This is a genomic window from Pedobacter sp. W3I1 (genome assembly GCF_030816015.1).
Lineage (GTDB): Bacteria > Bacteroidota > Bacteroidia > Sphingobacteriales > Sphingobacteriaceae > Pedobacter.
In genome coordinates this window covers 1406577-1420419 of sequence record NZ_JAUSXN010000001.1, presented here as the reverse complement: position 1 = coordinate 1420419, position 13843 = coordinate 1406577, and the positions used below count along the sequence as shown (strand labels likewise).

Here is a 13843-nt window from a genome sequence, read left to right as displayed (position 1 = left end):
CAGCTTTTAATCCCTTATAATTAATTTAGCCGGAATAATGATTTCCTGTTTCTCCGGTTTAGTTTTGGTCGACAATTGTTTAAGAATTAGCTTAATTACATTTTCTGCAATTTCTTCGAGTGGTTGTTGAACCGTTGAGATACCAGGCGTATGCAGTTCAAAAGCTTCATGATCATCGTAGGCAATAACAGCAAAGTCGTCGCCTATTTTCTTATTGATCTTTTTTAACACTTTTAAGCCACTAATTGCCAAATAATTGGTTGCAAATAATACTGCATCGATTTGTTTATTTTCTAAGAGTTCTTTAATCTGAGCAATGGTCTCGCTCTCTTCCTGATTAAAATGAATCTTTAAAACCAGGCTGTCATCATATTTGATTCCGTTATCCTCTAATGCTTTTTTATAACCATCGTATCGCTCAATAATTTGTTCCACATTTATATCAGTGGTAACCAAGGCAATATTCTTTTTACCTTGATCGATAAAACTCTGTATGGATTGGTATGAAGCATTAAAATGATCGGCGCCAACGTAGCTGGTATTAATGTCCGGCAAATTTCTATCAAACAGGATTACCGGGTTTCCATCATCAAGAAGCATCTGAATATCCTCTTCTATTCCTTTTATGGGAGAGATGATATAGGCATCAACTTTTCGCGATTTGAACATGTTAATCAGTTCCTTCGCTTTTTCGATACTGTTTTCTGTGCTGGAATAAATGATTTTATATCCTCTTTTATAAGCTTTATCTTCGATTAACCTTGCAATCCTGGAGAAGAATGAATTGGAAATATCTTCGATAATTAGACCAATAATATTGGAGTTACCGGTTCTTAAACTTCTTGCAATCTGATTAGGCTTATAACCGCTTTCTTCGATAATTTTTTCTACTTTCTCTATTACTGCTTCGCTTATCGATTTCTCTTTTGCTTTACCGTTAATAATGAACGAAACTGTGGTAATGGATACATTTGCTTTTACGGCTATATCTTTGATAGAAAGCGATTTCATTTGGTTGGATTTCTTTTAAGTTAATCAATTCAAAGCTAAATAAAAATTGCAGCTTTTAAATTTTGCATATTATAGAAACGCAATTTAACATTTTTTATGTTAATCGTTTTAGAAACGCTTGTGAAAGGGCGGCACAGCCTAAATATGAAGGCTTAAAACAACAAAAGGCGCTATTTGAAGCGCCTTTTGTATCAAAATTAATATCCGGGGTTTTGGGTGAGTTTCGTATTTAAGTCTCTCTGTCTTTGTGGAATCGGATATAAATTCCTAAAAGCTGAGGATGGTCTATGGTCCCACCACTCAGCTGTAGTAAATTTGCCGAAACGGATCAGATCGTCTCTTCTAAATCCTTCGAAAATAAATTCTCTTCCCCTTTCGGCCAACAGTTCATCTAAAGATAATGAAGCAGTTGTATACTCATGAGATGGCCAGGTAGCTTCAGTATATGCCCTCTTTTTACAGGTATTGATTAATGCTACAGCATCGGCAGTTGCAACACCACCATTTTTACGCATGATTGCTTCTGCTTTGGCAAAATAAATCCAGGTAAGGCGGTAAATGTTCCAATCGGTATTGTTATAATTCGGATCGGGCTGAACGGCAACAGTATCTGCACCGTTAACTACAAAACCAGCAATTGAATTACCCAACCTATATTTATTAAAACGAACACCACTATTTTCTTCACCTTCGCTCATTGTAGAAACAGTTGAATTTTTTGAGTTCTTTTGAATATTATCAACAAAAACAAGGGGTTTACCAGCATATTCTACCGTTCCCTCTACAGGTTGCTTTGGATTAGAAAATTTAAACTGAGGACCAATAAGTAACCATTCTTTTTTTCTTAAATCTTCATTCTTAAAAGTGTTATAAACACCAGGAATCACAACCACCCCATCGTTACCATTTCGGCCACCACCATAGATATCTTTTTGGGCGAAGTGAAAAAAATCTGCAGCAAAAGCTGGTTCAAAATTGGCTCTTTTATAATCGTAAGCCACCGAAAAGATAACTTCCTTCGATAAATCGTTGGTATTCTTAAATTGATCTAAAATATTTGGATCCAAGGCCATAGCTCCGTTTTGACCACCAGCCTCACCGTTGATTAGCTTATCTGCCGCAGCAATACAATCATCCCAACGGGCAGTTCCGGTCCAGGCTTCAGCATTTAAATAGAGATCCACGAGCATCGCATAGCCCCCTGCCTGAGACATCCGGCCTAACATCTGCCTCGAGAGTTTAGGCGCCTTATCGATATTTTCTTTTATTTCTTTTTCAACAAAAGCAAAAACCTGTTGTCTGCTTGATGTTGCCGGGTAATCGCTCGTGGGTACACTACCAACAGGTACCGTGGTACTAATTGGAATATTCCCCCATAAATCCATCAGTTTCAAATAGTGAAATGCCCTCAGAAGTTTCAATTCTGCAATAAAAGAATCTTTTTCCGCTTGGGTAATCCCCATTTCGCTAATACTTCTGCTTTCCAAATTTTGAATCGGACTGTTACATAAGCCCATACCCCAGTACATTAAATTCCATGCATTGTTATATCCATCTTCGTCTACCGTCCAGGTATGATAATGTAACCTTTTCCACTGACCGCCATCTTCTCCATGCGGGCCTTTAGTGGGCCATGCAAGTTGATCGGCAGAAAGTTCGGCCATGCGCCACCATCCATTCTGTCCTGACGGTGTAACCCAGGCGTTGGCATGGGTATAAGGACGTAAAACAGCAGATAATACTTCATTTTTATTGGTATAAAATTTATCAGCTGGGATTTGATCGTAAGCGTTTTCATCAAGCTTTGTACAGGAAAATGTAAATCCCGCAAGCGCAAGCAATAAAATATATTTTAAATTAGTTTTCATAGTAGTAAGTTTAGAAGCCAAGGTTTAAACCAAACAAGAATGACCTGGTACTTGGATAAGCATTTCGATTATCAACACCTGGGCCTAAGCCGGTATCCAAAACAAAATCAGGATCGTTACCTGTATAGCCGGTTATGGTAATTAAGTTTTGTCCGGTGGCATAGAGGCGCAGGTTGCGGATAAGCTTCGTTTTTAATTTAAAGTTGTACCCAATAGTTATTTCATCGATTTTTAAGTTGGTACCGTTTTCCAGATAATAATCAGAGTACATGTAGGTATCGTTAATTTGGCTGTACTTATCAAAAGCTGAGGCTAGATAATTACTACCTTTTATAGATGGGTTTCCGTAAGAAAGTGCCGTAGTATTTAATATCTGATAATCAAATTTCCCTCTTACAAACATTCTGAAATCCCAGTTCTTATAAGCTAGATTAGCAGTAAACGAGGCATAATATTTCGGGATTGCATTACCAATCAGCGCTAAATCGGTAAGGTTCGGATCTTTTGAGTAATTAATCTGATCGTTATGTACTGCTTGCCCATTGCGGTTATAGAACAGCCATTTTCCAGCAGCATCGAAGCCGGCAAAACGTTTACCCCAAAACTCACCCAATGGTGCACCTTCGTAAGTGGTAATAGCATCACCTAATGCACCTGATCCACCAATACCTCCGAAAGTTTTGTACCGGACGTCGAAAATATCGTTAGAATAAGTTACCAGTTTGTTACTTAAGGTACTTCCGGTAAAGTCCATGCTAAAAGTAAAATCCTTATTTTTTATTGCCTGATAACTTAGGGCCAATTCAATACCTTTAGAAGATATGGTACCTACATTAGCATAAATGTTAGACAATACATACGGAGGTTGTGGAGTGGTGTACTGATCCAACAGATCTTTTGTTGTTCTGTTAAATAAATCCAACGCACCTGTTAATTTGCTGTTAAACAAAGTAAAATCGGCACCAATATTTAACTCTCTTTTGGTTTCCCACTTTAAATCAGGGTTAACATTGGTTGTTGGACCATAAGTTTCCCTGTACGAACCATCAGGATAAAGGTATCTTCCTCCACCACCTAAAACTACCCTCGAAGCATTGTTGGCAAAACCAGAATTACCGGTTACACCATAACCAGCCCTAAGTTTTAAGTAATTTACCCATTTTACATTTTTCATGAAGTTTTCGTCAGATATATTCCAACCAACCGAAACTGCCGGGAAATTTCCCCATTTGTTGTTTTCTCCAAATTTTGAAGAGCCTTCACGTCTCAATATCAATTGTAAAAGGTATTTATTGTTGAAGGCATAGTTAACTCTTCCAAAAAATGCAATTAAAGTATTGTCATTTTTAAAACTTGTAGCCGTTGCTCTCCCGTCAGTTAATGCAATACCTGTCGTTAAATTATCTTCATGAAACTGATCATTGATAAAACCACGGTTACTTGCCGACTGGCCTTCTTCTATATAATAGCGGTAACTATAACCAGCTACAGCAGAAATAGAATGTTTTTCTTTTAAAATGGTATTATATTGTAGTGTCGGTTCAAGTGCAAAACTTTGAGAAAGAAAATTACCTTTACTGGCATAGCCCCCGCCAGGATAATCAGCATCTTCTACAGAACGTTCAGAAAAAATTGATGCCCATGCGCCGTCGGTATAGCTATCACGCTGTACCGAACCAAATACTGATCCCTTTAATCCTTTCGCAAGGTCTATATCTGCTTTAATATCTGCCGAACTTGTTTGCTGTTTTCTTTTGTTCCGTTCTTGCTGTAATCTGGCATATTGATTGGTACTTTGATTATCAAAATAAAAAGTTCCGTTTGGGTTATAAATCCGTTTGGTTGGATTTTTAACCAGTTCTTCTTCCCAACCACTTCCACCTAATGTATTTGCATTGTTAAAGTTTGAAGCCAGGTTCATTTGAACATTCAGCTTATCATTAAAACCTTTCTGGTTTACATTTAACCTAACGGTGTATTCTTTTCGTCCATTTTCCAGTCCAATCCCTTGTAAATCCCGGTAGTTTAAACTTGCACGATAATTTGTATTGTTCGTACCTCCAGATAATGATAGGTTATGATTTTGTGACAAGTTATCTTTATTGATTAAACTTCCATACAAATCTTCGCTTGCTCCATAATCCTGAGCATCTAATACTCCTGAGCTAATTTTTTGCCTGAATTCATCTGCAGTTAAAAAGTCTAATCTATTTTGGATGAATTCTTTACGGAGATAAGATGAGTAATTAAACTGTGGCGCACCTGGTTTCCCTTTTTTAGTGGTGATCAGGATTACACCCGCATTTGCACTGGTACCATAAATTGCAGCACCAGAACCATCCTTAAGTACATCAACCGAGAGTATATCATCTTGCTGCAAGAGATCGGGGTTACCGCCAGGTATTCCATCGATAACAAATAAAGGGCTAGAGCTTCCTGTTACGGTTACTGCCCCACGTAGTTGTACATTAACCCCGGAATTCGGATTTGAACCACTCGTTCGAGTGAGGTTTAAACCAGCAACTTTACCCTGGATCAGATCGAGTGGATTCCGGGCGCCACTTTGCCTAAATTGGGAAGTATCTACGTGGGCAACGGATGAAGTAACTTCTTTTGTTTTTAATGTGCCATAACCAACCACCACTACTTCATCTAATTTTTGAGATTGCGACGGTACTAAATTGATGGTTAACGGCGTTGCTCCATTACCAGCCGGAACAGATTTAGTCTGGTAACCGATGTAGCTAAATAACAGCACATCGGTTGGGGCAGTAACATTGATACTGAATTTACCATTTTCTTGTGTTACGGTACCACCTGTTTTGCCCTGGATCTTAATCCCAACGCCGGGCAAACCGATTTTTTGCTCATCCACAACGGTACCGGTAATTGTTTTTTGGGCTGCCGATGCTGCAGGAGCAGTGCTCGCAGGCGTAGCAGGTGCTGTTGTAGTTGCGGCAGGTGCAGGGGCAGTCACCGGGCGCGAACCACCAAGCGGGTTTGGTGGTACTTTTACCGAATCAGCAGGTTTAGCCACCGGAACTTTTTTTGTTGTGTCTTGTTTTTTAGTTGTATCCTGCTGAAAATAGTAGCGGTTTAAATTCTTTTTTTCGCTCGTAATTTTCGCAAACAACTGGGGGCTTGAAAGTAGGACAAGGCATAGGAATCCTGTCGTCCTGAGTAAAATGTTTTTCATTGGCACTCACTAGTTTAGTTTATAATTAGTTACGCAATGCGGCCAAAATTTTACTAAATTAATAAGAGCTACGAGATTAATTAGTTATAGTTAAGATTTCCGCAAAACGATTTAGTAACGTCTTAAACAGGGTTTTGTTTTAAAAAAAATGAAAAACCCTTAAAATGTTACGTTTGCGGAAATATAAATTTACTGTAGATATGTAGAAATTAATCTGGCCGTTTTTGCTGAAGCACCTGGCTTGCCCATAAGTAAAAGAAGCTCATCGTAATGTTTTAACATCTCACTCCTGCCAGTTCCTGCCAGGATGACTTTAAGCTCTTCGTTTACTTTTTGAGTGCTACAATCTTCCTGGATGAGTTCGGTTACAATCTTCTTATTTACGATCAGGTTAACGAGTGAAATGAATTTAATTTTCACCAACATCCTGGCTATGGCAATTGAAATAGTTCCTCCCTTATAAACCACCACCTGCGGAACTTTAAACAAAGCAGTTTCTAGCGTAGCTGTTCCAGACGCCACGATTGCAGCATGGGCATGGCGCAATAAATTATAGGTATTGTTAAAAAGCAAGTGAATCTTTTTATCTCCTGTAAACTGGTGATAGTAACTTTCGGTAAAAGTTGGTGCAGCAGCAATGGCAAATACATAATCGGGATAACTTTCAGTAATGCTTAACATCACTGGCAATAAACGTTCTATTTCCTGCTTGCGGCTACCAGGCAAAAGGGCAATAATTTTCCCACCTCCCAATTGATGGTTTTCGCGAAAATTCAGCTCCGGTGTAAACTGCGCAATTTCATCTAACAAGGGATTGCCAACGTAATCTACCTTCATCCCCCATTCCTTATAGAAATCTACTTCGAAAGGTAAGATACAGAACATATGATCGACAACCTTTTTGATTTTAAGTACCCGTTTTTGGTTCCAGGCCCAAACTTTAGGCGAAATATAATAACATACTTTTATGCCATTGGCCTTTGCAAACTCCGCGATTTTTAAATTAAAACCTGGAAAATCGATCAGGATCAGCACATCAGGCCTCCATTTTAAAATATCATCTTTACAGGCTTTGAGGTGTCTGAAAATGGTTCTTAAATTTAGGATTACTTCAGTAAAGCCCATAAAAGCCATATCAGCATAATGTTTAACCAGCTCGCCCCCCTCGACTTCCATTTTATCACCGCCGAAATACCTGAACATAGCTTCACTATCCTCAGCTTTTAAGGCTTTCATTAAGTTGGCGCCATGTAAATCGCCTGAGGCTTCTCCGGCTACGAGGTAGTATTTCATAGTTATTATTTTACAGCAAATCTATCATTAGACGTAAGATAAAAAGTGATCGTCATTCCTGCGCAGGCAGGAATTTTAAAGCAAATAGCATTAGGATCCTGAAATGAATTCAGGATGACGAACTGACTTATATACTTCTGCATTTTTAAAAAACCTTATACGCAAAAAATACAAAAGCGCACAAAAACGTTGCGGCCAATATACCTCTACCTATATTTTCTTTGTTGTATTTAAAAAAGTATTGCATGGTATAAGCATTTATGGCAATACCCCCAATATATAACAGATCTGCTTTAGCAAGGGAAGCCACATGGTTAATAATGTACCAGGCAATAGCACAAAATATTGCTGGCACAAGTAAACCAATGCCTAAACCTATCCATACCGAATTATTTAATCTTTTTAACTGATCAATCATAACAGTTAGCGCTTAACCTAAATTAATGCCATCAGGCGCCGAAACTTTAGTACCCACAGGTTTCGAATCAGCATTACCAATAAATTCCCAACTGTTAAGGGTTTGTATGGCATGATGCGCCGTTAAATCGAACTGAACCGGAACGATAGAAACATAATTGTGTTCTAATGCCCAAACATCGGTATCTTCCCCTTTGTCAAAATTTTCAAAAACACCCGTTAACCAATAGTATGGGCGCTTGTAAGGATCTGTTCTTTCATCAAATTCTTCCATCCACTTGGCATTAGCCTGACGGCAAACTTTAACGCCTTTTAGGTGATCACCTTTCGGAAAATTCACGTTTAAAAGCGTTCCTTCTGGCAAACCATTCGTCAAAACCTGCTCGCAGATGTTTTTAATGTATTTTTTGGTATGACTAAAATCGGCATCGGCCGCAAAATCATCTAAAGAGAAACCAATAGATGGAATTTTTTCTATTGCACCTTCTACCGCAGCAGACATGGTACCTGAATAGAGCACATTAATCGAATTATTTAGTCCGTGGTTAATTCCTGATACGCACAGATCAGGTTTTTTACCTTTAAAAATCTTATTTACCGCAATTTTAACGCAATCAACCGGGGTTCCGCTGCATTTATACATTTCTACACCTGCATAAAGATCAACCTTATCAAAACGGATCGGTTTACCTATGGTAATAGCATGCCCCATTCCACTTTGCGGACTATCGGGCGCAACCACCACCACATTGCCCAGCTCCTGCATTACCTCCATTAAATTTTTGATGCCTGTAGCGGTAATCCCGTCATCATTTACAACCAAAATAGTTGGTTTTGTGCCCTGCTTTGTCATGCCGGTAAAAATACAGATTATAAATTCAAGGCACAATAAAGCATGGTTTATATGCAAAAATCATTTATTCCTATATTTTTAGTTCTGAAAGCAAAAATATTTCGTTAGATACGAGAAAGCATATATATTTGAATAAATAACTTATTAAAAATGAAGGCAGTATTTGAGATCAAGCTTAAACTACCAGATACGCACTCATGATCATAAACCAAAACCAAGCAATGAAATTTAAACTATTTACTTTGGCTTGTTTTCTAATTACAGGTTCTTTAGCGAAAGCGCAAACTACCTACCAATGGAAAACAGGAACTTCTGGTGGCTTTGCCTACAAGTATGTAACCAACGACCCGACCAAAACACGTTTTTATACTTTAAAAAACGGTTTAACTGTAATTTTATCTCAGAACAATAAAGAGCCGAATATTACTTATAAAATGGCGGTAAGAGCGGGTAGTAATACCGATCCACGTACCAATACCGGTTTAGCGCATTACTTGGAACACCTTTTATTTAAAGGAACGGATAAATTCGGAACGCTAAATTATGCCAAAGAAAAACCACTTTTAGATAAAATCGAGGCACTTTACGAAACCTACAATAAAACTACCGATCCGGCTAAACGTAAAGAGATTTATAAGGAAATTGATAAAACTTCGGGCGAAGCTTCTAATTATTCTATCGCAAACGAATACGATAAAATGATGAAATCGATCGGAAGTAATTCTACCAATGCCCACACCTCGGTAGAAGAAACCGTTTATGAAGAAGACCTTCCATCAAATGCCATTGATAAATTTTTGGCGGTACAGGCAGAACGTTTCCGCGCCCCGGTTTTCCGCATCTTCCATACCGAGTTAGAAGCTGTTTACGAAGAGAAAAACATCGGTATGGACAATGATGGCCGTAAAATGTATGAGAAAATGCTGTATGCTTTATTCCCAACACATAACTACGGACAACAAACCACTATTGGTACTATTGAGCATTTAAAAAACCCATCGTTAATCGAAATCAGAAAATATTACAACAAATATTATGTGCCCAATAATATGGCCCTAATTATGAGCGGCGATATTAATTATGATGATTTAATTAAAAAGATAGATAAAGAATTCGCCTTTATGGCACCTAAACCTTTGTCGCTTTATAATCCTGCACCAGAAAAACCATTAACGCAGGTTCAAACGGTTGATATTTACGGTCCAAGCGCCGAAAACTTATACGTTGCCTACAGAGGTTTTGCCCAAAATACTCACCAAAGTTTATTACTGGATTTAATCGGCAGTATCCTGGCAAACGGTAAAGCGGGTTTAATGGATATCAACATTAATAAACAACAAAAAATGTTGAGGGCCAGTGCCGGTTATAATTCCATGAAAGATTATGGAATCTTCATTTTATCTGGCTCGCCTAAAGCCGGACAAAGTTTAGAAGAAGCGCAAAAGTTATTGTTAGAGCAGGTAGAGTTGCTTAAAAAAGGTGAATTCGATGAAAGTTTGATTAAAGCAACTGTTTCCAACATTAAACTGGCCGAACTCCAAAGCTTTGACAATAATGATGTTCGTGCAGATTTCGCTATGAATGCCTTTATCCAAAACCGTGGTACAGAATGGGATAAAACCCTGGCATCAACTGATGCAATGGCTAAAGTAACCAAAAAGGAAATTGTAGACTTTGCCAACAAATTTTTCATTAACAATTATGTTTCTATCTTAAAACATAAAGGCGAAGATAAGAGCATTATTAAAGTAGAAAAACCAGCCATTACTGCAGTAAAAACCAACGTAAATGAGGTTTCTCCATTCACCAAAAATATTATTGCTGCTCCGGTAAAACCTATTGCACCTAAATTTTTAGATTATACAAAAGACCTTAATTTCGGTAAAGCAGGCATTGCTGATGTAATTGCAATTCAAAACACCGAAAACGGAATCTTCCGTATGAGTTACCGTTTTGATATGGGTTCTTACAACTACAAGCTATTGCCTTACGCTGCTCAGTATTTGGCTTTCTTAAGTACTGATAAATATTCGGCAGAGGATATTAGCAAAGCATTTTACAACATTGCCTGTAGTTATAGCATAAATGTAGGTACTGATGTAACAACAATTTCCATCAGCGGTTTACAAGAAAATTTTGATAAAGCTGTTGCCTTGGTAGAAGATGTTTTGGCCAATTGCAAACCAAACGAAAAAGCCTTAGAAGATTTGAAAGGTCGTTTGTTAAAATCGAGAGATAACGCAAAATTAAATAAATCATCAATTCTTGGTGGTTTAATGAGTTATGCACAGTATGGTGCAGATAATCCTTTTAATTATGGATTAACTAATGATGAGATCAAAAACATGAAATCGACAGATTTGATTTACATCTTACACAACCTTACCAATTACAAACACACCATTACTTATTACGGCCCTAAAACTTTAGCGGCATTTTCTGCTGATATTGTTAAAGCACACCCATTGGCCAAAGAATTTACAGATGCTGCACCAATTAAGAAATTTGTGTACACCAAAACCGATTCGAACAAAGTTTACTTTGCTGATTACGATATGGTTCAGGCAGAAATCCGCTGGGTACGTAATGGCGGGTTATACGACCCGGCTAATGCTGCAAAAATTGCTTTATTTAACAACTATTTCGGCGGTGGCATGGGTTCAGTTGTATTCCAAACCATTCGCGAATCTAAAGCCCTGGCTTATTCTACATTCGCAGTATATTCTTCTCCAAATACCAAAGAGAAAGAGAATACCGTTATCGCTTATGTAGGTACACAGGCCGACAAAATGAACGAAGCAGTTGCAGGTATGAATGAGTTGTTAACCACTTTACCAGAGTCGGATAAATCATTTGCCCTATCTAAAACAAATTCATTAAACGGCCTGGAAACCAGTCGTATAACTAAAGATGGAATTATCTATAGCTATTTGGCAGATAAAAAATTAGGTTTCGATCACGACTCGAGAGTTGATGAATACGCGAACTTAAAACCATTAACTTTTAATGATGTAAAATCATTCCATCAAACCAATCTTTCGGGCAAGCCATACAGCTATTGTATTGTTGCTTCAGAGAAAAAAATCAACATGGCCGATTTAGCAAAATTTGGTCCGGTAACTAAATTAAGCCTGGAGCAGATTTTTGGATACTAAAAAGGTGGAAGGTAAAAGGCAGAGGGTTTAAGGTAAGCCCAAAGCTTTAGATTAAATACTTACAAGCGATTCCCGAAAAACGGGAATCGCTTTTTTATTTAGTTGCTTAGTTCAATGTCTAAAGGGTTAATTGTTTAAACCAGTTAACTAAACGCCAGACGCTAACCGCTAAACACCAAACTTAAAATGTTTTCCAGATCATTGAACTGCAGGTTCTTAATCCTACCCTGGATTGGAAAAGCAGGGTCCCGAAAGTTTTATTAAGTGTTTCTTCCGGCTTTTCGATGCGATCTTTTTTGCCCAATACCCACGCACTTGGCCGCAAAAAAGGATCTCCCCTTCAATCCGGTTTAAAAACGAAATTTTGTGGTACTATTTAGGGCTGTAATGCGTATAAAAATACCACCCAGCCTAGCTAAAAATTCATTGATTCATTAGTTACAAATTATAGAAAAACGAACTTCGTATCTTGGTAAAAAAAAGTAAAACAATAAAATTCCGTGCTCATCCGTGCTTCTGTGGCAATAAAGTTCATTAATCATTAGTTCATTGGTTGCACGATACAAAAAACTGTGCCTTCATGTTTTAGTGGTAAAAAACCAGTGCCTCCAAAATCTCCTTTATCGAAAATTTAGCCCCACAAACAAATTCATCAGCCGCTCCATAGTAAATGGTTAGTTCATCACCGTTAACGATGTGACCGTTTGTAAACACAACCTCGCCAAAGAAACCATGCAGTTCGTAATCTGCTGCTGGTACCATAATCGGTTCTTCGGTTCTGGCCAATACTTCACCTGGATTATTTAAATCCATTAGAAATGCGCCTAAACAATATTGATGTTTTTCATTTGCGCCGTGATATATTTCGAGCCATCCTTCTGCGGTTTTTATGGGTGCTGCACCGGCGCCCACACGGGCACTATCCCAGAGGTTAGATCTGGTTTTAATAATACACCTGTGTTTGCCCCAATGGATTCCGTCGGGAGATTCGGCCAGCCAGATATAATTACCACCCAAAGCTACACTGCTAGGGCGATGCAAAGCATAAAATTTACCGTTAATGCATTCTTCAAATATCGCGCAGTCTTTATTATGGGGTGGGATAATCATGCCATAACGCCGGAAGTTTTTCCAGTCTTTTGTAGTCCGCAGCCCCACACCAACGCCATGCTCAGAAACGGCAGTATAAGTTAAATAATAGGTATCGCCAATTAAAGATACGCGGCAATCTTCTATTCCAAACGTTTCATCATTGCCTTCTCCCTGAAGTAAAGGGTGACCTTCTGGCTGATAAAAATGAATGCCATCATCGCTACAAACCAATCTTAAATGAGAAAGTGTGGTTAAGTAATCGGCACCTTTGTAATTAATTATCCTTGGATCGGTTGCATTTAAATATGGGTCATTTTCTTCAACCGCTAGAATTTCTATTCCGTGTTTCTTTAAAATAGGAAAAGAGATTATACCTTCCATTTGTTCAGGCCTTTCGGCTACACGGATCAGTAGCCATATTTTTCCTTCAAACTTAAAAACGCCGGGGTTTAGTAAACAAACGATCTCCAGGCCTTTCCTACTGGGTAGCAGATCTTTTGGAGATAATATCGGGTTTTGATGAAACCGTTGAGCAATATCGGCCATAAAAATATTTTTAAAGCAAACAGGCGACCAAAGATTGACCGCCTGTTTTATTATTGAATTGATATTATAATGAGTTTATCCACTTCACAAGTTCATCTCTTCCTTTTCCTGTTTTTTGTTGCAGTTTCCCCAACAATTCATCGTCTTGACCTTCTTCATGTTTTAAATCATCGTCAGTTAAATCACCATAAGCTTGTTTAACCTTTCCTTTTATTTCATTCCACTTTCCTTTTAATTCTAACTTATCCATGTTCGTATTTTTTTGATTTAAAAAAAGTAACTTCTAAATCTATGAACAGATTTTGCCACCTTTTGTTTTCATTTGAGTGCATTAAACCAAACAACGGCCTTATTTTATCTTAATCCGCAAGGTTTTCTACTTATTTTTAGTTACATTAAGAGTATCATTTCT

9 protein-coding genes are annotated in these 13843 nt (G+C 38.0%); 1 reads left to right on the top strand and 8 read right to left on the bottom strand.

Annotated elements, in window-relative coordinates:
• Positions 1-6 precede the first annotated feature (6 nt).
• The 6 genes from QF042_RS06135 to surE all read right to left on the bottom strand — a co-directional run bounded on the left by QF042_RS06135 (position 7) and on the right by surE (position 8638).
• Positions 7-1011 carry a LacI family DNA-binding transcriptional regulator gene (locus tag QF042_RS06135; RefSeq protein WP_307526335.1) on the bottom strand — a complete coding sequence of 335 codons (1005 nt, stop codon included), beginning with the start codon at positions 1009-1011 and terminating at the stop codon, positions 7-9.
• Positions 1012-1208: 197 nt separating this feature from the next.
• Positions 1209-2879 carry a RagB/SusD family nutrient uptake outer membrane protein gene (locus tag QF042_RS06130; RefSeq protein WP_307526333.1) on the bottom strand — a complete coding sequence of 557 codons (1671 nt, stop codon included), beginning with the start codon at positions 2877-2879 and terminating at the stop codon, positions 1209-1211.
• Between the two features lie 10 nt (positions 2880-2889).
• A complete protein-coding gene (locus tag QF042_RS06125) occupies positions 2890-6075 on the bottom strand; it encodes a SusC/RagA family TonB-linked outer membrane protein (protein WP_307526332.1) in 3186 nt (1061 codons plus the stop codon).
• A 189-nt stretch (positions 6076-6264) separates the two neighbouring features.
• On the bottom strand, positions 6265-7368 hold the full coding sequence (gene lpxB, locus QF042_RS06120) for a lipid-A-disaccharide synthase (RefSeq protein ID WP_307526330.1): 1104 nt from the start codon (positions 7366-7368) through the stop codon (positions 6265-6267).
• Positions 7369-7513: 145 nt separating this feature from the next.
• Positions 7514-7786 (bottom strand): stationary phase survival protein SurE, encoded by a 273-nt coding sequence (locus QF042_RS06115; protein ID WP_307526328.1) that lies wholly within the window; start codon positions 7784-7786, stop codon positions 7514-7516.
• A 12-nt stretch (positions 7787-7798) separates the two neighbouring features.
• Positions 7799-8638 carry a 5'/3'-nucleotidase SurE gene (surE, locus tag QF042_RS06110; RefSeq protein WP_307526326.1) on the bottom strand — a complete coding sequence of 280 codons (840 nt, stop codon included), beginning with the start codon at positions 8636-8638 and terminating at the stop codon, positions 7799-7801.
• Positions 8639-8859: 221 nt separating this feature from the next.
• Between surE and QF042_RS06105 the strand changes: the two genes are divergently transcribed.
• A complete protein-coding gene (locus QF042_RS06105; RefSeq protein ID WP_307526324.1) occupies positions 8860-11793 on the top strand; it encodes a pitrilysin family protein in 2934 nt (977 codons plus the stop codon).
• 585 nt (positions 11794-12378) lie between these two features.
• On the opposite strand, the gene QF042_RS06100 is transcribed toward QF042_RS06105, so the two are convergent.
• Positions 12379-13431 carry a glycoside hydrolase family 130 protein gene (locus QF042_RS06100; protein WP_307526322.1) on the bottom strand — a complete coding sequence of 351 codons (1053 nt, stop codon included), beginning with the start codon at positions 13429-13431 and terminating at the stop codon, positions 12379-12381.
• Positions 13432-13495: 64 nt separating this feature from the next.
• The gene (locus QF042_RS06095; protein ID WP_121283788.1) at positions 13496-13681 is read right to left on the bottom strand and encodes a CsbD family protein; all 186 of its coding nucleotides are present in this window, start codon (positions 13679-13681) and stop codon (positions 13496-13498) included.
• Between the last annotated feature and the right edge of the window lie 162 nt (positions 13682-13843).